The organism is Stutzerimonas stutzeri, from assembly GCF_024448715.1.
Lineage (GTDB): Bacteria > Pseudomonadota > Gammaproteobacteria > Pseudomonadales > Pseudomonadaceae > Stutzerimonas > Stutzerimonas stutzeri_AR.
Map to the genome: position 1 here is coordinate 522,930 of NZ_JAMOHZ010000001.1, position 21,407 is coordinate 544,336.

Below are 21,407 nucleotides of genomic sequence, written 5' to 3' on the forward strand. Positions count from 1 at the left end.
ACCATGGTCTCCCAGTGGGGTGGTTGAAACGAGGTATCCATGCCTTGCACCTGTGACTTTAGGCGCAAGGCGGCAGTCTATGACTAGTCTTTATGATCGGACTCTCGGGTCGGATGAAAGCAGCAAGCCCTCCACAACGGGGCCATTGAGGAATACGCATGACCAAACAACAGGCCTTTACTCGGGAAGATCTGCTTCGCTGCAGCCGCGGCGAGCTTTTCGGGCCCGGTAATGCGCAACTGCCCGCGCCGAACATGCTGATGGTCGATCGCATCGTTCATATCAGCGAAGTGGGCGGCAAATACGGCAAGGGCGAATTGGTCGCCGAGCTGGATATCAATCCTGATCTCTGGTTCTTTGCCTGCCATTTCGAAGGCGACCCGGTCATGCCTGGCTGCCTGGGCCTCGATGCCATGTGGCAGCTGGTCGGCTTTTACCTTGGATGGCAGGGCAATCCCGGCCGTGGTCGTGCGCTGGGTTCTGGCGAAGTGAAGTTCTTCGGCCAGGTCCTGCCGACCGCCAAGAAGGTCACCTATAACATTCATATCAAGCGCACCATCAGTCGCTCGCTGATCCTCGGCATAGCCGACGGTACCGTCAGCGTAGATGGTCGCGAGATCTACAGTGCCGAAGGTTTGCGCGTCGGCCTGTTTACCTCTACCGATAGCTTTTGAAGGACTTCCGCATGCGTCGCGTCGTGATCACCGGCCTGGGTATCGTTTCCTGCCTCGGCAATGACAAAGACACCGTCTCCGCCAACCTGCGCGCCAGTCGCCCTGGCATCCGCTTCAACCAGGCCTATGCGGACATGGGTCTGCGCAGCCAGGTTTCGGGATCAGTCAATCTGAACCTCGAGGAGCTGATCGACCGCAAGGTCCTGCGTTTCATGGGCGATGCTGCAGCTTATGCCTATCTGGCGATGCAACAGGCGCTGGAAGATTCGGGCCTTAGCGCCGAAGACATCTCCAATCCGCGCATCGGCCTGATCGCCGGTTCCGGTGGTGCTTCGACCATCAATCAGATGGAAGCCATCGACATTCTGCGCGACAAGGGCGTCAAGCGTATCGGCCCATACCGCGTGCCGCGCACCATGAGCAGCACGGTTTCCGCCTGTCTGGCCACGCCGTTCCGCATCAAGGGCATCAACTATTCCATCGCCTCGGCATGCGCCACCAGCGCGCATTGCATCGGCCATGCGATGGAACAAATTCAGATGGGCAAGCAGGACGTCGTCTTCGCCGGCGGCGGCGAAGAAGAGCATTGGAGCCAGAGCTGCCTGTTCGACGCCATGGGTGCTCTGTCCAGCCAGTACAACGAGATGCCTGAAAAGGCCTCCCGCGCCTACGACGCCAAGCGCGACGGTTTCGTCATCGCCGGCGGTGGCGGCATGGTAGTTGTCGAAGAGCTGGAACATGCCCTCAAGCGCGGCGCCAAGATCTATGCGGAAATCGTCGGCTACGGCGCCACTTCCGACGGCTACGACATGGTTGCACCGAGCGGTGAAGGTGCGCTGCGCTGCATGCAGCAGGCGATGGCGACTGTCGAAGGCGACATCGATTACCTCAACACCCACGGGACCTCCACCCCGGTGGGTGACGTTGCTGAAAGCAAGGCCGTACGCAACATGTTCGGCGACAAAATCCCGACCATCAGCTCAACCAAGAGCCTGTCCGGACATTCACTGGGCGCAGCAGGCGTTCACGAAGCGATCTACTGCATGCTGATGATGCAGGGCAACTTCATCGCTGGATCGGCCAACATCGACGAGCTGGACCCAGAAGTCGCTGACCTGCCGATCGTTCGCGAAACCCGCGAGAACGCAAAGATCGATACGATCATGAGCAACAGCTTCGGTTTCGGCGGCACCAACGCCACGCTGGTACTCAAGCGCTGGAAAGGCTGATCGTCAACAGCTGAAGAGTAAAAACAACGGCGCCTCATGGCGCCGTTGTTGTTTGTTCAGAAACGTATGTGTGAAACCCGCCGGCGCACTGGCACCCCTCCTTTTGGTGGGCCGCAACCCACCCTGCGCCTGCCGGACGCTGGCAAGGTCACGAGCCGCGATCGATCAGCTCAATACCTCGGCGCTGTCGCCATGAGCGATGCACGATGCCGCGGTGAATAGCGCGTCGGTGGAAGAGTTCAGAGCGGTTTCGGCCGAATCCTGCACCACGCCGATGATGAACCCGACGGCCACCACCTGCATCGCAAGGTCATTGGAAATACCAAACAGGCTACAAGCCAGCGGAATCAATAACAGCGAGCCACCTGCCACACCGGATGCACCGCAGGCGCAGATGGCGGCGAGCAGGCTGAGCAGGATCGCGGTGGGAATGTCCACCACGATGCCCAACGTATTTGTCGCCGCCAGGGTCAGTACCGTGATGGTGATGGCCGCCCCGCCCATGTTAATGGTCGCACCCAGCGGAATAGACACCGAGTAGGTGTCTTTGTGTAACCCGAGTCGCTCACACAGCTGCATGTTGACCGGTATGTTCGCCGCCGAGCTGCGGGTGAAGAATGCTGTGATGCCGCTTTCGCGCAGACAGGTAAAAACCAACGGATATGGATTCTTGCGGATCTGGCAGAACACGATCAACGGATTCACCACCAGCGCCATGAACAGCATGCTGCCGACCAACACCAGCAGCAATTGAAGATAGCTGGCCAGTGCTGAGAAACCGGACTTGGCGAGCGTTCCGGATACCAATCCGAATATGCCCAGCGGCGCGAAACGAATCACCACTCTGACGATTAGCGTCACACCATCTGATATATCGACGATCAGATCACGCGTACTTTCACGAGCATGGCGAAACGCGAATCCAAGGCCGATGGCCCATGCCAGAATGCCAATGAAGTTACCCTCAATAAGCGCATGCACCGGGTTGTCCACCACACTAAACAACAGCGTTCTCAAGACGGCACCAACCCCCGACGGAGGCACGACGTCGTTCGCCTGGCTGATTAATGTGAGGCTCGTAGGAAACAGTGCGCTGGCTATCACCGCCACCGCAGCGGCGCTTACGGTGCCAAGCGCGTAGAGGAGCAGGATCGGGCGGATGTGCGTCGGTTGCCCGCGCTTATGGTTGGCAAGCGATGCTGTCACCAATACGAACACCAGCACCGGCGCGACCGCCTTCAGCCCGGATACGAACAGATCGCCCAGCAAGCTTACCGAAGCTGCCGCCTGAGGCGATACCCATGCCAACACGCAGCCGGCAACGAGCCCTACAATGATCTGCGCTACCAAGCTGACGCGGTTATAGGCGCTGAAAAAACGGCTTGAAAGGTTGGACATGACTGGAGTCTCGGCGTGGGAGGCTAGGCCGGAAGCTACGCCAGGCCGCTTCGTGAGCGGCACAGCGTAGCCCGACTAAAAACGCCGAATGGTACGCATCTAGGTCCGATATGCCCAGCTTTGCGACACGAACAGGCTAGCGACGATGCCGCTTACGGTAGCAAGAACAGCGACCCCAACAGGTCGGGGTGCCATCGATCATAGTCAGATACGGAAACGCGCAACCAGCTCGTTCAAGTTGACGGCCAGCCCTGCAAGTTCCTGGCTCGCCGCACTAGTCTGATTGGCACCTGCCGAAGATTGCAGCGACAGGTCACGAATGTTAATCAGGTTGCGGTCCACCTCACGAGCGACCTGGGCTTGCTCTTCCGACGCACTGGCGATGACCAGATTGCGCTCGCTGATCTGACTGATCGCCCGAGCGATGTCATCGAGCGCCTCACCGGCGGTACGCGCTACCTCCAACGTGCTGCGTACCCGTTCATTACTGGCCTGCATGGCCTGCACGGCCCTATCGGTCCCTTGGTGTACATCGCCGATCATCTGCTCGATTTCTTGCGTGGATTGCTGAGTCCGATGAGCCAGTGCACGAACCTCATCCGCAACTACCGCGAACCCTCGTCCGGCATCGCCGGCACGTGCCGCCTCGATGGCGGCGTTGAGCGCCAACAAATTAGTTTGCTCGGCAACCGAGCGAATCACATCCAGTACCTTACTGATGTCCCGTACCTGGCCGGCCAGTTTTTCCACCTGGGTTGAGGTCGCGGTCACATCGCCAGCGAGCAGACCGATCGACTCGACCGTTTTGATCACTTGCTGACGACCATGTTGCGCTGTTGTGTCCGATTCACGTGATGCTTCTGAAGTTGCCACCGCATTACGGGCAACCTCGTCCACAGCTGCGGTCATTTCATTCACTGCAGTGGCGGCCTGCTCGATCTCGTGATTCTGCTGGTGCAGGCCGCGGGTCGAGTCCTCAGTTACGGTATTGAGCTCTTCCGCCGCAGAGGCAAGCTGATTGGAGGAATGGGAAATACCCTGAATGGTGCTGCGCAAATTTTCTTGCATGGCTTTGAGCGCCGTCAGCAGGCGAGCAGGCTCGTCGTTGCCTTCGATGGTGAAGTCTTGCGTCAGAGTGCCGGAGGCTACGGTCTCGGCAATTAGCACCGCTTGGTTTAGTGGCCGTACGATACTGCGAGTGAACAACCAAGCTAGGCCGAAAGTAAGCAGGGCCGCCAGCGCGATCGTGAAGATTGTCCATAGCTTGGCGGAGTCGAAGATTTGGGACGACCGCTCAGCAGAACGAGCGGCACCTTGATTGTTGTAAGCAACCAGCGTGTCCAAGGCCTCAGCTAGGCGGCTGGCTGCAGGATTCAACTTGGTTTCGATGATCGAAACCAGCTCTTCTACTCGTCCTTCGCGATCCAGTGGGATAATTTCTTTGACTATCTGATAGTAACTTTCCCGTGTGGCCTGATATTGGCGAAACAGCTCTTCGTCGTCAGAAGTATCGATGGTTTTCTTGTAAGCGTTCTCCATATCTTCGAGCTGATCATCGAAGCGGGCCAAGCTTGCCCTTGTACTTTCCAATGTCCCCACATCGCGATTCACTGCCAGTCGTAGGTTGTAGAGCTGGATTCGCAGGATGTGCTGATTCAGATCGCCCAACGCGATAACACTAGGCAGCCAGCCTTCATTGACATCTTTCGACTCAGCATTCATCTGTCCCATCTGTTTTAACGACAGCAGACCCAGAACTAGAACAATCAAGCCAATAAGGCCAAATCCCAGCGCAGAGCGTCGGGAAATGGTTAATTTTCGCAGGGACATGGGACTTCTCCACACCATGAACAGGTACTTTTACACATCGACCAGCCAGCCGATGCACTTAGTAGCCATATCGTCACGGCGTAGCTTTTCTTAAGGGAGACACGCAACCGTTCGGCGCCAACACCCTTGTGTTAGATGAACGGACTTACGCTTAATCAATGCTTAGGTAGCAGTGCCAAGAAGTTGTCCCGCGCCACCATACGCGCAGTATCGGCGGACAGTGCATCAAGGAAGGGAACGAATGCCTGCATGGTCTCACCGAGGTTATCGAAGCGCCCCACTACATCCGATCCCAACATGAAACGGCTCGGGTGGCGCTCCACGAGCTTTATCCAGGCCGGATCTGGCCGCCCTTTTCCGTCAAGCAAATAGGGCTCGAGCACAGTCCAGGACAAATCAATATATAAGTTGGGATAGTCATCGAGCAGACGCGCAACTGTCGGAAGCAGAAAGTCCAGTTTCTTCTGATGGCGATGCAGCTCCATGCTCGTACCCGCATGAGCCCAGATGAAACGAGTGTGCGGATGGTTACGTAGCGGTTCTTCCAACTCCGTCAGATATAAAGGATTACGCTCGCGCTTAGAGGTGATATTTGAGTGCAGCATCACGGGCAGATCGAATTCAGCCGCAAGGTGGTACACCCGTGTCAACGCTTCATTGTTTGCTCGAGGGGTGTCGCCCTGGGTTAACGCGGTTACGTCGTCATGCCGGGTAAAGATTTCCCCGATCCCTTGCCAAAGACCCGGGTCGAGATCGAGCATCCTACGGATGTGCGCATCAGCATTCTTATCGTTGGGGTTGAAGCCGGACAGAAACGGATGGAATCGACGTCGCTGGTCTTCATTCAACTCTTTCAGCGCCGCAGCAACTACCACATCAGTAGCGCTGTACCAGTAAACGGGCGCATCGTCGCCAGCGTAGTAACGAGGCCGCTTGGGCTCGTTTTCGTGCCATTTTTTTGCAACTGGGATACCACTGATCATCACATGATCGATGTCGCCAGCGTCCATGGCTTTCAGCAACTGACCCATGCCATCGCTTTCTTGAAAGAAATCAACGAAATGCAGGTGCGCGTCGCTGTAGCGATAGTCGCGTGCCTGCACCGGTGCAATCGAAGCGATTAGGCAAATTGAGACAAAACAGTTTCGTAATAACAACCAAAGTCCTCCTGACAACCAAGCGGATAGACCCTCCGGCCGCATGGCGGTTCATAAAATGGCTGTCCGCTTCGGCTGTTTGACCGACGTATCCCAGCGGCCCGTATTACTCGATGCCGCTCATTCCCAACGATGCTCAACGATGTACATCGCACAGGTAATGGCGAACATCATGCGAGGCGGGATACTCAGAGACAGCTCTGAACGCAAAAGGCCCGTCATTGACGGGCCTTTTGTTCGTTTTCAGCGAGTTAGGCGGAAAGCTCCACCAGCAGCTTATTCAGACGCTGCACATAGGCAGCCGGATCCTTGAGGCTATCACCGGCGGCCAGTGCGGCCTGGTCGAAGAGGATGTGCGACAGATCAGCGAAGCGATCCTCATCCGGCTCAGCGTCCAATTTCTCGATCAACGGATGCTGTGGGTTGATCTCGAAGATCGGCTTGGAGTCAGGCACCTTCTGCCCGCTCGCCTCGAGAATCTGGCGCATCTGCAAGCCAAGATCCTGCTCGCCGATCGCCAAAATGGCTGGCGAGTCAGTCAAGCGATGAGACACGCGCACTTCGGCCACTGCCTCGCCCAGCGCACCTTTGAGACGCTCGACCAAGCCTTCCTTCGTCTTGGCGATTTCTTCCTGGGCTTTCTTGTCCTCTTCCGAGTCCAGCTGGCCGAGATCAAGATCACCACGCGCCACGTCCACGAACTGCTTGCCGTCGAACTCGGTGAGGTAGCTCATCAGCCACTCGTCGATACGGTCCGTCAACAGCAGCACTTCGATGCCTTTCTTGCGGAAGACTTCTAGGTGTGGGCTGTTCTTGACCTGGGCATAGGATTCGCCTGTCAAGAAGTAGACCTTGTCCTGACCTTCTTTGACGCGGCCAAGGTAATCGGCAAGCGACACAGACTGCTCGCCCGAAGCGTCGCTGGTGGAGGCAAAGCGTAGCAGGCCGGCGATCTTTTCCTTGTTGGCGAAGTCTTCCGCCGGGCCTTCCTTGAGCACCTGACCGAACTGCTTCCAGAAGTTCTTGTAGTCCTCCGGCTTGTCCTTGGCCAGCTTGTCCAACATGTCCAATACACGCTTGGTCAGCGCCGACTTCATCGAGTCGATCACCGGATCCTTCTGCAGGATTTCGCGAGAAACGTTCAGCGAAAGGTCGTTGGAGTCAACCACACCCTTGATGAAGCGCAGGTACAGCGGCAGGAATTCATCAGCCTGGTCCATGATGAATACGCGCTGCACGTACAGCTTGAGCCCCTTGGGTGCCTCGCGCTGGTACAGATCGAACGGTGCGCGACCAGGCACGAATAGCAGCGAGGTGTACTCGAGCTTGCCCTCGACCTTGTTGTGACTCCAGGCTAGCGGATTCTCGAAGTCATGGCCGACGTGCTTGTAGAACTCCTGGTATTCCTCATCCTTCACTTCGGTACGCGGGCGAGTCCAGAGCGCACTGGCGCGGTTGACAGTTTCCCACTCGGTCTCGGCCGGTTTTTCCTTCTCTTCGTCGCTCTCGCCAGAAGAATGGATGTCCTTCGGCAACTCGATCGGCAGGGCAATGTGATCGGAATACTTCTTGATGATGTTGCGCAGGCGCCAGCCATCGGCGAACTCTTCTTCGCCGGACTTGAGATGCAACACGATGCGCGTGCCACGCTCCGATTTCTCGATGGTAGCGACTTCGAAATCGCCCTCGCCTTTCGATGACCAATACACGCCTTCTTCGGCTGGCGTTCCCGCACGGCGGCTGTACACCTCGACCTGATCGGCGACGATAAATGCCGAATAGAAGCCGACGCCGAACTGGCCGATCAGGTGCGAGTCCTTCTTCTGGTCACCAGTCAGGTGCTTCATGAAGTCGGCAGTGCCCGACTTGGCGATGGTGCCGAGATGGGTAATCACGTCTTCACGATTCATGCCGATGCCGTTGTCCTCGAGGGTAACGGTCTTGGCCTCTTTGTCGAAGCTGACGCGGATCTTCAGATCAGAACCGCCCTCAAGCAGCTCAGGCTTGGCCAGCGCTTCGAAGCGCAGCTTGTCGGCAGCATCGGAGGCGTTGGAAATCAGCTCTCGAAGAAAGATCTCTTTGTTCGAGTACAAGGAATGGATCATCAGGTGAAGCAGTTGCTTCACCTCGGTCTGGAAGCCCAGGGTTTCTTTGTTTTGAGTCTCCACACTCATCGTTTTGCAAACTCCACATCGTCAATGGCACGGGCCGCGAATGCGGCAATGACAAGCAGATGGGGGCTTCGACAAGGAATTCAAGTGCGCGCAGGCGGCTGGGCGACGTTGAATCATTCAATTGGCACATCGCCGAGCCTGGTTCAGCCTGCGCAGCTATGGCTCTAGCAATTCGAGCAGGACTATATTTTCTGGAGCGAGATTGTAGGTTGCCTCCCCCGGCCCTTTCAGTATTCGTCTGATCGCCAGGTTGCCATCTCTATCAACACCGATGAAGTGTCCTTCAGCCACCCCGCCACGCTCCGTGTGCGCCCGCATCTGCAGCTGCTCGTAGCGCGCCGGATTGCGTAATAACCGTTCGAGGGAGAACCGCTGTCGACGGTCGATATGTGGCGATGGAGTGCTGTCGAACGAAGATTGCGGCTGAGCGGCCACAACGTTGGATGGGGTTTCGGACTCAGGCAGTGGCGGGTATTCGTCATCATTTACCATCCAGCCCTGCTCGCCTTTCTGAATATCCAGGTCAAAAATTCCTAGCTCACTATTCACTTTAGCTTTCACGACAATCGTCAGAGTTGTCGCAGGAAAAGTCATTGGCGCCAGCGACTCAACCGTTACGGCTCGCGTCTTGAAACGTCGCTGCAGATAGTCCTTGACAAGATAAGCGAGTGTGTCAGCTGAATCGTGGCGGAGGTCCACCTCGCCCGCGCGATAACGCAATTCGTCCGTGAACAGCTCAACGTGGCCGCTAAGACTCGTGTGGTAGTGGGCTGGCAAGACCAGATGAAAGTCGCCGGCCAGCTTGTTCGGCGGCACCGGCTGCAGATCCAGATGCAGCGTATAGCCGCTCTGGACTCTACGTGCCTCGGGAAGCTCCTGTTCCGGACGCATCCAGCTGATCTCTATTTCGGGTGCGGGATTGGCATCCTGAGGCAGCACATCTACCCGCAATGCGCCGGGCTGAGTTGCACCAAGGTTGATTCTCACCTCCTGTCTGGCAGACAGATCGTCGCCTTCACGCAGCGTCAGCACCCCATCGATAAGCCTGCCGATCCGAGGGTTGAACGGGCGATCATCAAGCTGGCCGTACAGACCGATAGCCAGATGACGGTTCTGCGTTTGTTCGTCTGGCTCAAGCCATTTCAGGCTGGCAATCGCCTCGATGCGCTCCGGCTCATGATTTGCGAGCAGCGTAAAGCCTACGACAAGGGGAACGAACCCCAACCCCGAAAGGCCAACGGCCTTTCGAGCGACGTTCCAGTGACGGACGACGTAGATCAACGTAATCGGCGGAAGAAGGCTTCCAATTCCCCACAACAAGCTGGTACCGAAGGCCAGAACAACCAACCAGACGATACCTGCAACTATCAGCAGCAGTCCGCCCAGTATCAACAACGCATCCATTCAACATCCTTGAGACATCTACAGTGGCGACCGCCAGACGTATCAGGGCTCGTTGACCTTGAAATGGCAACGCGCAGTGGCGATGGGCTCGGCCTGATTGGTTTGCCAGGCTGTAACGGCAACATTGGCTACGCGGCGCCCCTGGCGCCAGACCTGGCAGGCGGCAAAGGTGTCACGATAGTGACCCGCCCGAAGATAATCTATCGAGAAGTCGATGATTTTAGGCAAATGTGGCGCGCCCATAAACATCAGCAGATGGAGCATCGCTGCGTGTTCCATGAAGCCGGCGATCACTCCACCATGGATTGCTGGAAGCGTCGGATTGCCGATATTGTCCTGGTTCTTAGGCAGCCGGAAGACCATCTCGTCACCCAGGCGCAGACACTCTATGCCAATGAGTCTGGCATACGGGACCATCTGCAGAAGCGCATCGTAGCTGTTGCTGGCGTGAGCTTCACGAACCAGCGCATCAAGATCCAGGCTGCTCACCTGCGCACCTCCGACTCACCTGAAGTCGCTGAAGCCTGGGTGTTCTTGCCCATGCGCATGAAAGCGCCCACGACATGTGCGATCGGCTGATTGACATCGTGCTGGTACGCCACTCCACGGGTGAAAATCACCGTCGGTGTGACGCGATAGCATTCGGCAAAGCCGAACACATCATGGTTCGGCTCGGCCGGATGCATGTAATCGATGCGCAAATCGAGCGTCGGGCAGATTTCCAGCTCGGGCAGCGCGCATGCCGTCGAGATGCCGCACGTCGTGTCCATAAGCGTTGTGATCGCCCCGCCATGGACGAGTCCGCTTTCCAGATTACTGACAATTTTCTCGCTGTAGGGAAGGCGCAGCGTGAGCCCTTTGGCATCAGCGTGCTCGACGCTCATACCAAGCACCTGACAATGGCGTAACAAGGAAAGGAAGCGCTGAGTACGCTCCAGTATCAGACTATCGCTCATGCGAATTCTCGAGACCGAATCAAGCCGGGTATTTTAACCCTCCCGAAGATATCTTCCCTATTCCTTCGGATTTTCGATAGGCAAGGTTGGCGTAAATACCATTACCTTGAGCACATCGGAATGGAACTCGCGACGATAAAGGATTAGCACGACGCCGGCCGTTACCCCCATAAAGAACCAGGGGTGAATAAACCAGGACAGCGCTGCCATACCGAAATAGTACGCGCGTAAACCGAAGTTGAACTGGTTGGCGGCCATCGAGATCACCCGCGCCGCGCGTTCGGCGAATGACTTGCGCTCCTGATCGCTAACGTTGCGCTCGCCCGCCATCGGCGCAGACGCGACCAGTACGGCCGCGAAGTTGTACTGTCGCATGCACCAGCTGAAAGTGAAGAATGCATAAACGAAGACCACCCCCAATCCGAGCAGCTTGATCTCGGAAAGACCTCGGCTCACCGGCTGGGCGAACGGCAGGTCGGCTAACAGCGACATGGCTCGATCAGATGCTCCCAACGCGGTAAGAATACCGGCCAGAATAATCAGAGTGCTCGACGCAAAAAATCCAGCATTTCGCTCAAGATTGCCGATGACGTTTGCATCGGCGATTCGATTGTCACGCTGCAACATGCGGCGCATCCAGTCCTGGCGGTACAAATGCAGAACACTGGCCAGACAAGCGGTATCCCTGCCACGCCAACTTGCATAACGGGTATACCCTGCCCAACAAAGAATGAACCAGACGACAGCGATCAGGTGCGGTAGCAGATGACTCGGAATCGACATGAAAATCCCTCTGAACACTGGCATCTGATTATAGCCAGCCAAACCTGACGGCCTGACCGCCAGGTGTCTTTTGCTGCGGCGTTCGATCCTATGTGGCGATCCTACGTGTACCGATTAGTCGATCTGCAACAAACGCGATTACCAGAGTGACCAACACCGGCACCAACCAACCCATACTCTGGGCCGCCAGCGGCAATCCTTTAAAAAAACTCGGTACTAGATTAGTAAAGCCAGCAGCCGAGAGACCATCCGCAACGCCAAACACAAGCGTCACTGCCATTACCGGAACGAACATCCGGCTCGGCGAGATCCAGCAGCGGTCAAGCAGACTCAGCGCTACCAGCATGATCGCCAGTGGATAGAGCCCAACCAGCACCGGCACCGAAACGCTGATCAGCTGAGTGAGCCCCTGATTCGCCACCAGCAGGCTAAACAGTGTGAAAACGATCACCACGGTGCGATAACTGACAGGGAGGAGGCTGCTGAAAAACTCACCGCAAGCGGCAGTCAGCCCCACCGCGGTCGTCAGACAAGCCAAAGTAATGACCACCGCCAGCAACAGGCTACCCGCAACTCCGAAGGTATGCTGCACATAGGTAGTCAGGATCTGTACGCCGTTCTGCGCATCACCTGCGATGCCCTGGCTGGTGGCCCCGAGATAGAAAAGTGCCAAGTAGACGAGCGACAACCCGATGGCTGCAATCGCTCCGGCAATCATCGAATAGCGAGTTATCAGTGCAGGTTCCGACACACCACGATCACGAATGGCCGTCGCGATCACGATACCGAACACCAACGCGCCAAGGGTATCCATGGTCAGATAGCCTTCGAGAAAACCCTTGAGCATCGGATCACTGCGATAGCTTTCGGCGGTAACGCCGATATCGCCGGCCGGCGCGAAAAATGCTGCCCCGCCCAAAACCAGCAAGGCCGCAAGCAGTACCGGAGTAATGAATTTACCGACCCGGTTGACCAGCTTGCCCGGATTGAGCACTAAAAACAGAGTCGCAGCGAAGAATAGCGCGGTATAAACGAGCAAAGGCATTGCGGAGTTGCCAGTGAACGGGGCCACGCCCATCTCGAACGAAACCACAGCAGTGCGAGGCGTGGCGAAGAGTGGCCCGATCGCAAGATACACGGCAACCGCCAGAAGCGTTCCAGCACCGCGACCAAGGGGTGCCGTCAACCGATCCATGCCACCGCCGACTCGTGCCAGCGCAACCACGGTGAGCAACGGCAAGCCGACCCCCGTTAGAAGAAAGCCAGCTGCCGCGGGCCAAATAGATTGTCCCGCAGCCAATCCGGCGCTGGGAGGGAAGATAAGGTTGCCGGCGCCAAGGAACAGCGCGAATGTCATGAATCCAAGAGCCAGCAGATCCTGGCCTTTCAAGCGAATCATCGGTTTCACCACTGCAGCAGAGTTCTGGTACGACGAACGCACCCAAGTATTTTTCGTAACGGCCACACACAGCAATGCCAGGCTGCCCGTAAAAAAGGTCGCACCTTAATGGAATTGCATGCCGCAAGCGAGGATTCGAGACCGTTCCGCCGAAAAGCCGATAACGACTCCATCCAGAGTACTTTCTGTCCGCTATCGCCCATTACGAATGTCGATAGATCCGCGTGCAAATAAAAATGCCAGTCAGATTATCTGACTGGCATTTTTTTTGTGTCGCAGCGACTATATCAGCCCTGCTTGACTTCCCAACCGGTCACTTCGGCAAGCGCCTTGCCGATATCGGCAAGAGAACGGACGGTCTTGACACCGGCATCCTGCAGCGCAGCGAACTTCTCGTCAGCGGTACCCTTACCGCCTGAGATGATCGCACCGGCATGGCCCATACGCTTACCGGCAGGCGCAGTCACGCCAGCAATGTAGGAAACCACTGGCTTGGTGACGTTGGCCTTGATAAAGGCTGCGGCTTCTTCCTCAGCGGAACCACCGATTTCACCGATCATCACGATCGCTTCGGTCTGCGGGTCTTCCTGGAACAGCTTGAGGATGTCGATGAAAGTCGATCCCGGAATAGGATCGCCACCGATGCCAACGCAGGTGGACTGGCCGAAACCGGCGTCCGTGGTCTGCTTGACCGCTTCGTAGGTGAGCGTACCGGAGCGCGAAACGATACCGACCTTACCTGGCAAATGGATATGCCCTGGCTGGATACCGATCTTGCACTCGCCGGGGGTAATGACGCCCGGGCAGTTCGGTCCAATCAGACGCACACCCAGCTCGTCACACTTGATCTTCACTTCAAGCATGTCGAGGGTCGGGATGCCTTCGGTGATGCAGACGATCAGCTTGATGCCGCCAAACGCAGCTTCCAGAATCGAATCCTTGCAGAACGGCGCGGGTACGTAGATTACCGAAGCATCCGCGCCAGTAGCCGCTACGGCCTCCTTGACGGTGTTGAAGACCGGCAGGCCCAGGTGAGTGGTGCCACCTTTGCCCGGTGTCACGCCGCCAACCATCTTGGTGCCGTATTCGATGGCCTGTTCGGAGTGGAAGGTACCCTGCGAGCCGGTAAAGCCCTGGCAGATAACCTTGGTGTCTTTATTAATCAGGACGCTCATTATTTGCCCTCCGCGGCTTTGACGACTTGAATGGCCGCATCGGTCAGGCTGGTCGCACCGATGATGTTCAGACCACTTTCACCCAGCATCTTCGCTCCAAGCGCGGCGTTGTTACCTTCAAGGCGAACGACTACCGGCACCTTTACGCCAACTTCCTTGACCGCGCCGATGATGCCTTCAGCGATCATGTCGCAACGGACGATTCCACCGAAGATGTTCACCAGAACAGCGGCGACGTTTTCGTCGGAAAGAATGATTTTGAACGCCTCTGTAACCCGTTCCTCGGTAGCACCGCCGCCTACGTCGAGGAAGTTGGCTGGCTTGCCGCCGTGCAGGTTGACGATGTCCATGGTACCCATGGCCAGGCCTGCGCCGTTGACCATGCAACCGATGTTGCCGTCCAGGGCTACATAGTTCAGTTCCCACTTGGCAGCGTGGGCTTCGCGTGGATCGTCCTGCGACGGGTCTTGCATACCGCGCAGCTTGGGCTGCCGATAGATGGCGTTGCTGTCGATATTGAGTTTGGCATCCAGGCAGTGCAGGTTGCCGTCCTTCTTGATTACCAGCGGGTTGACTTCCAGCAGAGCCAGATCGTAATCGACGAAGAGCTTGCCCAGACCTACGAAGATATGAACGAACTGCTTGACCTGATCACCCTTGAGACCGAGTTGGAACGCCAGCTCGCGACCCTGGAACGGCTGCGCGCCCACCAGCGGATCGATGGTGGCCTTAAGGATTTTCTCGGGGGTGTCGTGAGCAACCTTTTCAATGTCTACGCCACCTTCGGTGGACGCCATGAACACGATCCGGCGGGTGGCGCGATCAACCACAGCACCCAGGTAAAGCTCCTTGTCGATGTCGGTGCAGGCTTCTACGAGAATTTTGCTCACCGGCTGACCGTTGGCGTCGGTCTGGTAGGTCACCAGACGCTTGTCCAGCCACTGCTCGGCAAAAGCACGGGCTTCGTCCTTGCTACGCACCAGCTTAACGCCACCCGCCTTGCCGCGACCGCCAGCATGTACCTGGGCTTTGACCACCCACTCGGTGCCACCAATGTGGTCGCAGGCTTCTGCCGCTTCCTTAGGACTATCGACTGCGTAGCCTTTGGAAACCGGCAATCCGTATTCGGCAAACAGTTGCTTACCCTGATATTCGTGAAGATTCATCTTAGCTACCGTTCGGTTTGGTGTGCATCAGACGCCACCTCAAGCGGCGTCGCCTCAAGTCGCTGAAAACTATCCAAAATACCTTTCAGAGACCTGTCATACCTTGCTGGAAGGTATCCCGGCGGCCCGCGCAGGACATGAAAGTCAGCGCTAGCCGCCGTTTCCGCAGTGCGGTTTAGCGCTTCTTGCGGTTGGCAATGTGGATGGCATGACCATTCACTGCCAATGCGGCTTCATGCAGCGCTTCGGACATGGTCGGATGTGAGAACACCATCATGCCGAGGTCTTCGGCGCTGGTGCCGAATTCCATCCCGATAGCGCCCTGCTGAACCAGTTCAGCTGCGGCCGGGCCCATTACATGTACCCCCAAGACACGGTCGGTTTTGGCATCGGCAATAACCTTGACCAGACCGGCAGTGTCGTTAGCCGCCATAGCACGGCCGCTCGCGGCGAACGGGAAAGTGCCGACATTGATCTCTACGCCTTCGCCTTTGAGCGCCTGTTCAGTCTTGCCGACCCACGCGATTTCCGGGTGGGTATAGATGACCGAAGGAACCAGGTCGTAGTTCATTTGCGACTTGTGACCGGCGATACGCTCGGCAACCATCACGCCCTCTTCCGAGGCCTTGTGCGCGAGCATGGCGCCGCGTACCACGTCGCCGATGGCGTAAACGCCCGGAACGCTGGTCGCGCATTGATCGTCAACAAAAATGAAGCCACGCTCATCCATGTCGATGCCGGCATCGGCAGCCAGCAGGTCAGTGGTGACCGGACGACGGCCGACGGCAACGATCAGCTTGTCGAAGGTCTGCTGCTGCTCGCCTTCGGCATTGGTGAAGTTGACGGTGACCTGGTCGCCTTTAACTTCGGAACCGGTGACACGAGCGCCCAGCAGAATTTTAAGGCCCTGCTTGCTGAGGACTTTGAACGCCTCTTTGGAGATCTGCTCGTCAGCAGCCGGCAGGAATTTGTCCATCGCTTCCAGCACGGTAACTTCCGCGCCCAGACGAGCCCATACCGAGCCCAACTCCAAGCCAATAACGCCGGCACCAATTACGCCCAGTTTCGCCGGAACGCTCTGAAAATCCAGCGCGCCGGTTGAATCAACAATGATGTTCTGATCGACCGGCGCCGGCGGGATGTCCACCGGCTTGGAGCCGGAGGCCAGGATCACGTTCTCGGCCGCCAGCGTTTCGGTACTACCGTCGAGCTTGGTGACTTCGACCTGCTTGCCGCTGAGCAGCTTGCCATGGCCTTCAAAAACGGTGACGCCATTGGCTTTCAGCAACCCCGCAACGCCGCCGGTGAGGTTCTTAACGATCTGGTCCTTGCGTGCCACCATGGTCGGCACGTCCATTTTGACGTCGCCGGTGCTGATACCGTGAACCTTGAAGCTCTCATGGGCTTCATGGAACTTGTACGAGCTGTCCAGCAACGCTTTGGACGGAATGCAACCAACGTTTAGGCAAGTGCCGCCCAGTGCGGTCTTGCCTTCCTTGCCCTGGTATTTTTCGATGCAGGCGGTCTTTAGCCCCAACTGTGCAGCGCGAATCGCTGCTACATAACCGCCGGGACCGGCACCAATGACGACGACGTCGAATTTCTGGCTCATTACGAATCCTCTTTAAGCAGAGTTACAAGCCACAAGCTGCAAGTCGAACGAAGCTGCTAACACTCGCAGCTTGCGATTGCAGCCTGCGGCTGCTTGTTAGATATCCAGCAGTAGACGGGCAGGATCTTCCAGCAGGTTCTTGATGGTCACCAGGAAGCTGACCGCTTCCTTGCCGTCGATCAGGCGGTGATCGTAGGACAGGGCCAGGTACATCATCGGCCGGATGACCACCTGACCGTTGATGGCCATTGGACGCTGCAGGATGTTGTGCATGCCCAGGATGGCGGCTTGCGGCGGGTTGACGATCGGGGTCGACATCATCGAACCAAAAGTACCACCATTGGTGATGGTGAAGGTACCGCCAGTCATTTCGTCGATTGACAGTTTGCCGTCGCGGGCCTTCTTACCGAAGGTGGCGATGCCGCTTTCGACTTCGGCCAGGCTCATCAGCTCGGCATTGCGCAGGACCGGCACGACCAGCCCACGGTCGCTGGAGACAGCGACGCCGATGTCCTGGTAGCCGTGGTAGACGATGTCAGTGCCGTCGATCGAGGCGTTGACTGCCGGGAAGCGCTTCAGCGCTTCGACGGAAGCCTTCACGAAGAAGGACATGAAGCCCAAGCGCACGCCGTTGTGGGTCTTTTCGAACAGATCCTTGTACTTCGAACGTAGAGCCATGACTTCGGTCATGTCGACTTCGTTGAAGGTGGTCAGCATCGCCATGTTCGACTGTGCTTCGACCAGGCGCTCTGCGACCTTGGCACGCAGGCGAGTCATCGGCACGCGCTTCTCGGTGCGATCACCGGCGGCTACGACAGGTGCAGCGGCAGCACTGGCGGCAGGCTTGGCTGCAGCCGGGGCGGATTTCTTGGCTTCGATAGCGGCGACCAGGTCTTCCTTAGTTACACGTCCATCCTTGCCGGTGCCTTTGACGCTGTTCGGGTCGATACCGTTCTCTTCAGCCAGCTTGCGAGCAGCAGGCGCGAGAATGGCATCTTCGCCGCCGGCAGCCGGAGCGGAAGCGGAAGCCGGTGCGGAAGTTTCTGCAGGCGCGGCAGCAGGAGCGGCCGAAGCTGTAGCACCCGCCTCCAGTTTGCCAAGCAGTTCGCCGCTGAGCACGGTGTCGCCTTCGTTCTTGACGATTTCGGTCAGTACGCCATCCGCTTCGGCCAATACTTCCATTACGACCTTGTCGGTCTCGATATCGACGATCAGTTCGTCGCGCTTGACCGCTTCGCCCGGCTGCTTGTGCCAGGTGGCAACAGTGCCGTCAGCAACCGATTCCGGAAATTGGGGGGCTTTGATCTCGATAGCCATTAGCTGGGGTCCTATTTGATTCGGTTTTTACATCGAGGCCGCGGTTTTCGCGGCCTCTTGCAAGAATGATTAAACGGTGAACGCGTCCTGCAGCAGCTTTTCTTGCTGCTCCGCGTGCATGGAGGCGTAACCGACCGCAGGCGCAGCAGAGGCTTCACGACCCGCGTATTGCAGGAACAGCTCCCTCTTGTGCGCAACAGCAACGCGACGCATGTGGTGCTGGCTGCAGTACCACGCGCCTTGGTTCATCGGCTCTTCCTGACACCAGACAATGCTCTTGAGATTCTGATAAGGCGCAAGCACCTCGGCCAGATCATCTTCCGGGAACGGATACAGCTGCTCCAGACGAATGATCGCGATATCTTCGCGACCTTCGTTGCGGCGCTTGTCCAGCAGATCGTAGTAGACCTTGCCGCTGCACATGATCAGGCGTTCGACCTTGCTCGGCTCGATCTGATCAATTTCTGGGATCACCGTCAGGAACGAGCCCTGAGTCAGTTCTTCCAGTGTCGAAGTCGCCAGCTTGTGGCGCAGCAGCGACTTCGGCGTCAGGGCAACCAGTGGCTTGCGTAGCGGGCGAATCGCCTGGCGACGAAGCATGTGGTAGACCTGTGCCGGCGTAGTCGGTACGCAGACCTGGATGTTGTGCTCGGCACACAATTGCAGGTAGCGCTCCAGACGAGCGGACGAATGCTCAGGCCCCTGCCCTTCGTAGCCGTGTGGCAACAACATGGTCAGGCCGCAAAGACGGCCCCACTTGTGTTCGCCGCTGGTAATGAACTGGTCGATGACAACTTGTGCACCGTTGGCGAAGTCACCGAACTGAGCTTCCCAGACCACCAACGCGTTGGGCATGGTCGTGGCGTAACCGTATTCGAACGCAAGCACGGCTTCTTCCGACAGGAAGGAATCGTACAAGTCGAAGCGCGGCTGCCCTTCATAGAGATGCTGCAGCGGAATATAGGTACTGCCGTCCTTCTGGTTATGCAGCGCCGCATGGCGGTGCGAGAAGGTACCGCGTCCGACGTCCTGACCGCTGATGCGCACCGGATGGCCTTCGAACAATAAGGTGGCATAAGCCAATGTCTCAGCGTAACCCCAGTTGATTGCCAGCGCGCCAGCACCCATCTTCTGACGGTCTTCGAGAATCTTCGAAACCTGGCGCTGAACAACAAAACCTTCGGGGGTCGCCAACATTTTGCTGGACAACTCCTGCAGGGCTTTCAGGTCGAAACGCGTGTCATGACGGGCAGTCCAGGCATGGCCCAGATAAGGACGCCAATCGACGAAAAGCTCCTTGTTCGGTTCCTTGACCAGGCTTTTGACCACGTGCAAACCATTGTCCAGCGCGGTGCGATACTCATCGACCTTCGCCTGCACCTGCGCGTCTTCTAGCACCTTCGACTGGGTCAGCGAATCGGCATACAACTCACGGGTGGTGCGCTGCTTGGCGATCTTCTGATACATCAGCGGCTGAGTACCGCTCGGCTCGTCGGCCTCGTTGTGGCCGCGGCGACGGTAGCAGATCAGATCGATGACGATGTCGCGCTTGAACTGCATGCGGTAATCGACAGCCAGCTGGGTGACAAATAGTACAGCTTCCGGATCATCCGCATTCACGTGGAAGATCGGTGCCTGAATCATCTTCGCAACGTCAGTAGCGTACTCGGTAGAGCGCGCGTCTTCCTGCTTGTTGGTAGTAAAGCCGACCTGGTTGTTGATCACGATACGGATGGTGCCACCAGTCCGATAGGCTCGGGTCTGGGACATCTGGAAGGTTTCCATGACCACGCCCTGCCCCGCGACCGCGGCGTCGCCATGGATGGTTACCGGAAGAACCTTGTCACCAACCGCATCGCTACGACGGTCCTGACGAGCACGAACGGAACCCTCAACCACCGGAGAAACGATTTCCAGGTGAGACGGGTTGAAAGCCATTGCCAAGTGAATTTCACCACCCGGCGTCATAACGTTTGACGAGAAACCCTGGTGATACTTGACGTCGCCGGAGCTAAGGCCCTCAACCTTCTTGCCTTCGAACTCGTCGAAGAGGTCGCGCGGATTCTTGCCAAAAGTATTGACCAGCACGTTTAGACGGCCGCGGTGCGCCATGCCGATGACGATTTCCTTGGTGCCGTACGATCCGGACCGCTGAATGATTTCGTCCAGCAGCGGAATCAGGCTCTCACCACCTTCCAGGCCGAAGCGCTTGGTTCCCGGATACTTGGTACCCAGGTACTTTTCAAGGCCCTCGGCAGCGGTCAGGCGCTCAAGCAGGTGGCTTCTGATCTCCGGCGAAAACGCCGGGCGCCCCCGGACGCTTTCCAGACGCTGGAGGAACCAGTTGCGCTGCTCAGAATCGACGATATGGGTGAATTCGGCACCGATGGTGCGACAGTACGTCTCTTGCAACGCCTGCTGGATTTCGCGCAAGGTTGCCTGATCCTTGCCCATGGCAAGATCGCCGGTACGGAAAACCGTATCCAGGTCGGCATCGGTCAACCCGTAGTGATTGATCGCCAGATCAGCTGGCGCCGTGCGCTGCTGCAAGCCAAGCGGATCGAGCTGTGCAGCCTGATGGCCACGCATCCGATAAGCCTGAATCAGACGCAGGACTTCGACCTGCTTCTTCTCGTGCTCGCTACTTACGCTACCTGCGGAAACAGGCTGGGCGCGACGCTGATTCTTGGCCAGCAGGACGAAGTGATCGCGAATTGTCGAATGCGATACATCTGCCGCAGTGCCACCGCTGACGGGTAGCTTCTGGAAATAGGTGCGCCACTCTTCGGGCACAGCGTTGGGATCGTGCAGGTAGAGCTCGTATAGCTCTTCCACATAGGCAGCGTTACCACCGGATAGGTGGGCACTGTCCCACATGCGCTGCATTACGCTTTCTTGCATGTCTGGTCACCTTCGATAAGGAGACACCACCAGCGTGGAGACCGCAGCATGACTTCCCAAGTTCTGAAGCAGCGACCAAGGTAAAGCCACCACGGACCGCGCAGATAGTTTCCGAGAACCACCCCGGATGCTCCTGCTGGTCATCAAATTTTCAGAGTGAAATCCCGGCTTTGTGAGCTGGGATTTCTACTAGAACTACGGCGCCGAGGTCAGACTCCGGCGCCGTAGCTGT

The 21,407-nt window shown here is 57.4% G+C and carries 16 protein-coding genes; 2 read left to right on the plus strand and 14 right to left on the minus strand.

Features of this window, described 5'->3' with window-relative positions:
* The first annotated feature begins 158 nt into the window (after positions 1–158).
* A complete protein-coding gene (gene fabA, locus NAV33_RS02255) occupies positions 159–674 on the plus strand; it encodes a 3-hydroxyacyl-[acyl-carrier-protein] dehydratase FabA (RefSeq protein ID WP_045161538.1) in 516 nt (171 codons plus the stop codon).
* 11 nt (positions 675–685) lie between these two features.
* Positions 686–1,903 carry a beta-ketoacyl-ACP synthase I gene (gene fabB, locus NAV33_RS02260; RefSeq protein WP_255976473.1) on the plus strand — a complete coding sequence of 406 codons (1,218 nt, stop codon included), beginning with the start codon at positions 686–688 and terminating at the stop codon, positions 1,901–1,903.
* A gap of 165 nt (positions 1,904–2,068) precedes the next feature.
* On the opposite strand, the gene sstT is transcribed toward fabB, so the two are convergent.
* From sstT to NAV33_RS02330, 14 genes are all read right to left on the minus strand, one after another.
* Positions 2,069–3,301 (minus strand): serine/threonine transporter SstT, encoded by a 1,233-nt coding sequence (sstT, locus tag NAV33_RS02265; RefSeq protein WP_255976476.1) that lies wholly within the window; start codon positions 3,299–3,301, stop codon positions 2,069–2,071.
* A gap of 204 nt (positions 3,302–3,505) precedes the next feature.
* Positions 3,506–5,131 (minus strand): methyl-accepting chemotaxis protein, encoded by a 1,626-nt coding sequence (locus NAV33_RS02270; RefSeq protein WP_255976478.1) that lies wholly within the window; start codon positions 5,129–5,131, stop codon positions 3,506–3,508.
* Between the two features lie 155 nt (positions 5,132–5,286).
* On the minus strand, positions 5,287–6,333 hold the full coding sequence (locus NAV33_RS02275; protein WP_255976480.1) for an amidohydrolase family protein: 1,047 nt from the start codon (positions 6,331–6,333) through the stop codon (positions 5,287–5,289).
* Positions 6,334–6,539: 206 nt separating this feature from the next.
* Entirely contained in the window at positions 6,540–8,462 is a 1,923-nt protein-coding gene (htpG, locus tag NAV33_RS02280) for a molecular chaperone HtpG (protein WP_255976482.1), read from the minus strand.
* Positions 8,463–8,618: 156 nt separating this feature from the next.
* The gene (locus tag NAV33_RS02285; RefSeq protein WP_255976484.1) at positions 8,619–9,866 is read right to left on the minus strand and encodes an MFS transporter; all 1,248 of its coding nucleotides are present in this window, start codon (positions 9,864–9,866) and stop codon (positions 8,619–8,621) included.
* Positions 9,867–9,908: 42 nt separating this feature from the next.
* Positions 9,909–10,355, minus strand: a complete 447-nt coding sequence (locus NAV33_RS02290; RefSeq protein ID WP_255976486.1) for a PaaI family thioesterase — start codon at positions 10,353–10,355, stop codon at positions 9,909–9,911.
* Entirely contained in the window at positions 10,352–10,822 is a 471-nt protein-coding gene (locus NAV33_RS02295) for a PaaI family thioesterase (RefSeq protein WP_255976489.1), read from the minus strand. The genes NAV33_RS02290 and NAV33_RS02295 overlap by 4 nt, the downstream gene beginning before the upstream one ends.
* A gap of 57 nt (positions 10,823–10,879) precedes the next feature.
* Positions 10,880–11,605, minus strand: a complete 726-nt coding sequence (locus NAV33_RS02300) for a DUF599 domain-containing protein (protein ID WP_255976491.1) — start codon at positions 11,603–11,605, stop codon at positions 10,880–10,882.
* A gap of 88 nt (positions 11,606–11,693) precedes the next feature.
* The gene (gene brnQ / locus NAV33_RS02305) at positions 11,694–13,004 is read right to left on the minus strand and encodes a branched-chain amino acid transport system II carrier protein (protein WP_255976493.1); all 1,311 of its coding nucleotides are present in this window, start codon (positions 13,002–13,004) and stop codon (positions 11,694–11,696) included.
* A 287-nt stretch (positions 13,005–13,291) separates the two neighbouring features.
* Positions 13,292–14,179: a succinate--CoA ligase subunit alpha gene (gene sucD / locus NAV33_RS02310; RefSeq protein ID WP_255976495.1), complete on the minus strand. Its 888-nt coding sequence runs from the start codon at positions 14,177–14,179 to the stop codon at positions 13,292–13,294.
* Positions 14,179–15,345 (minus strand): ADP-forming succinate--CoA ligase subunit beta, encoded by a 1,167-nt coding sequence (gene sucC, locus NAV33_RS02315; RefSeq protein ID WP_131651543.1) that lies wholly within the window; start codon positions 15,343–15,345, stop codon positions 14,179–14,181. The genes sucD and sucC overlap by 1 nt, the downstream gene beginning before the upstream one ends.
* 175 nt (positions 15,346–15,520) lie before the next feature.
* Positions 15,521–16,957, minus strand: a complete 1,437-nt coding sequence (lpdA, locus tag NAV33_RS02320) for a dihydrolipoyl dehydrogenase (RefSeq protein WP_255976497.1) — start codon at positions 16,955–16,957, stop codon at positions 15,521–15,523.
* 96 nt (positions 16,958–17,053) lie between these two features.
* Positions 17,054–18,274, minus strand: coding sequence for a 2-oxoglutarate dehydrogenase complex dihydrolipoyllysine-residue succinyltransferase (gene odhB, locus NAV33_RS02325; RefSeq protein WP_255976500.1), 1,221 nt, complete (start codon positions 18,272–18,274; stop codon positions 17,054–17,056).
* A gap of 69 nt (positions 18,275–18,343) precedes the next feature.
* Positions 18,344–21,175, minus strand: coding sequence for a 2-oxoglutarate dehydrogenase E1 component (locus tag NAV33_RS02330; protein ID WP_255976502.1), 2,832 nt, complete (start codon positions 21,173–21,175; stop codon positions 18,344–18,346).
* Positions 21,176–21,407: the final 232 nt, after the last annotated feature.